Source organism: Microcoleus sp. BR0-C5 (genome assembly GCF_036705045.1).
GTDB lineage: Bacteria > Cyanobacteriota > Cyanobacteriia > Cyanobacteriales > Microcoleaceae > Microcoleus.
Genome location: NZ_JAUBTR010000168.1, coordinates 1 through 2,641, shown reverse-complemented (window position 1 = coordinate 2,641; position 2,641 = coordinate 1). Strand labels below are relative to the sequence as shown.

The following is a 2,641-nucleotide window of genomic DNA, read 5'->3' as shown; positions in this document are numbered from 1 at the left end:
GTAATCTCTTCAGGCTTGAATTTTTAAATTTTATAACCATCAATTCTATTTAAAGACCTGCGGAATGTGGGATACAATGCAACAAAACGGTTTAAGTGGATTGGTTCGGCCGCAGTTGTAGTCAGTATTGTGAACATCCAAAAAGTAGATACAGTAAGGTGCGTCGCTACAGAAAATCTCGATTCATCTCGAATATCTTCTGCAGCGACGCACCCTACGCAACTCTCAGCGACGCACCCTACCCTCGACGGGCGACAAGTTCCGCTAATTTCTGCATTTCTGTTTCATGCAGGGGGTAATGAAAATCCTCAAATTTTATTAGCAAATGCTAATAAAAGTTTTCAAGGTAGCACTGTATTAGGCATGGGGTTTACATTTGATGATACTAACCCGGAGACGACACCCCTTGCAGAAATGCACCGTTTAATTGAACAAAATCCTAAAAATGCCGATCTGATTTTTCCTTATATTGGCGGTGAGGAGGTTAATTCTAGTCCAACTCACGCCCATAATCGCTATGTGATTAATTTTGGGGAGATGAGTGAGGCCCAGGCGCGGGAATATCCAGATTTGATGAAAATTGTAGAGGAAAAAGTTAAGCCTGAGCGCGATTCATTAAAACGTGATGTTTATCGGACTCGTTGGTGGCAATTTGCTGAAAAACGACTTGCTCTTTATAAAGCGATCGCCAAGTGCGAGCGTGTGTTAGTAACAAATGCTCAAGCATCTACTTACTTGTCATTCATTTTCTATTCACCTAAAGTTGTATTTGCAAATAGTCTTAATATATTTCATTTTGAAACTTATTCTAGTTTTTGCATACTTCAATCTCGCATTCACGAAATTTTTGCAGGTTTTTTTAGTTCATCTATGAAAGATGATATTCGCTATAATCCTACTGATTGTTTCCAGCCTTTCCCCTTCCCCAAAAACTGGGAAACCAATCCGCAATTAGAAGAAAAAGGCAAAATATACTACGAATATCGCGCTGATTTAATGGTACGTAATAACCAAGGACTCACCGATACCTACCACCGCTTCCATGACCCCGACGAACGCCACCCAGATATAATAAAACTGCGACAATTACATCAAGAATGCGATCAAGCCGTATTAAACGCCTACGGTTGGACAGACATCCCCACCGACTGCGAATTCATCCTTGACTACGAAGAAGAAGAGGAAAAAAGCGAAGGAATTAGCAAACGCCAGAATAAAAAACCTTGGCGGTATAAATGGCCCGAGGAAATCCACGATGAAGTGTTAGCGAGGTTAGTGAACTTGAATCTGAAACGCCATCAAGAGGAAATTCTGGGAGGGAAAGCAGCCGAGGGGAAAGCGAAAGGAGGTAAAAAGACAGCTTCTAAATCTCGCAAAAAAGTTTCAGATAAGCCGCCTCGTATCCTTGGTTTTCCTGATAGTCTGTAGGGTGCGTCAGGTGAAGATTTATCGCTAATAGCAAAGAATTGATGAGTGACGCACCCTACTCACACCATTGCAACTAACTTATCAATAGTCTGAGATGCCCAAGGTTGTACTTCATTTTCTTGCAAAACTTCCGCCCCCAAATCCCTGTAAGTTGAGATAGTTGTTTGATACACTTTGTTTAGTTTTTCATAATCCTGCCACTCTTGTTTTGGGGGAAGTGCAACAATTCCTATAGGCAATTTAGTGTCAGATTCTTTAACATCTAAAATCATCCAAGAAATAGAATCCTGCAAAGTTTCAGGCGGGTAAACTTCAAAGGAGATTCCATGCGCGACTAAATAAGGTTGACCGTTAGCAACAACCGCATCAAACCTGTGTTCTTTATGAGTTCCTTTTACAGGAAAATTATTTTTTAGCATTTCTTTTAAAGCAGGTTTATCATCATAATAGAATGTAAGAGTTTTTCTAATTATAGAAGTTGTAATTCTCGCAGCATCTTGGCGAGTTCGCTTAGTTATTGCAGAAACTACATTAACCAGGTAAGTCTGCGCGATATCTTCTAATAAACTCTCGACATTCTCCAAAGATCCCCGAGGTTCTGTGAATTGAATACTATTCATCCAACCCTGTGCAATCTTTTTTAATCGTTCATGTCTAGGCGTATCATTGGGATGATCTCCCGGGAAAAGCAAACCTTCCCCCGCAGCTTTCTTCATTCGTTTTGCAAAATTTCTGAGAAAATTAATATCTTCGCCACCAAAAGCCTGAACTCGGCCCCAATTATTTACAAATTGTACGCGCACATCATTATCATCAAAAGCAACAACGCCAATATTAATCCGTTCGTCAGCGATGGGATTAGGGACGTATTGAACGATACTATATCTGCTTGCCATTGCTTTTGCCTCCCTCTATAAGAAAGTGCTTACAAAAAAGTTAATAATTGGTGTTGCTGTCTAGTTAAGTATTCTACTAGAGTAACACGCTCGTCAAGAGTTAGCCCCCACTCGCTAGGCGGAGCCGCCACGGCTTGAATGATTGTTTTTTCACTGACGGTTGAAAGCGCCCGGAGTGCCGAGCTAATCTCATCTGGGGTAAAATTGCAATTATTATACAAATCCGGGTTTAGTTCAGCTTCAATACTCCGGACAGTTTTTAAAGAGGGATGCGAGCGCAATACAGCAGAGAGGTGAAAACAGTGAGTGCAATCTGA

The 2,641-nt window shown here is 40.9% G+C and carries 3 protein-coding genes; 1 reads left to right on the top strand and 2 read right to left on the bottom strand.

The features are described 5' to 3' along the window. Positions 1-66 precede the first annotated feature (66 nt). Positions 67-1,428: a type IIL restriction-modification enzyme MmeI gene (locus QUB08_RS31585; RefSeq protein ID WP_333230208.1), complete on the top strand. Its 1,362-nt coding sequence runs from the start codon at positions 67-69 to the stop codon at positions 1,426-1,428. Positions 1,429-1,487: 59 nt separating this feature from the next. Here QUB08_RS31585 and QUB08_RS31580 read toward each other — a convergent pair whose 3' ends face one another. Further along, positions 1,488-2,324 (bottom strand): DUF3037 domain-containing protein, encoded by an 837-nt coding sequence (locus QUB08_RS31580; RefSeq protein WP_333230206.1) that lies wholly within the window; start codon positions 2,322-2,324, stop codon positions 1,488-1,490. 29 nt (positions 2,325-2,353) lie between these two features. Next, a partial coding sequence (locus QUB08_RS31575; protein WP_333230204.1) for a hypothetical protein occupies positions 2,354-2,641 on the bottom strand: 288 nt, incomplete at its 5' end.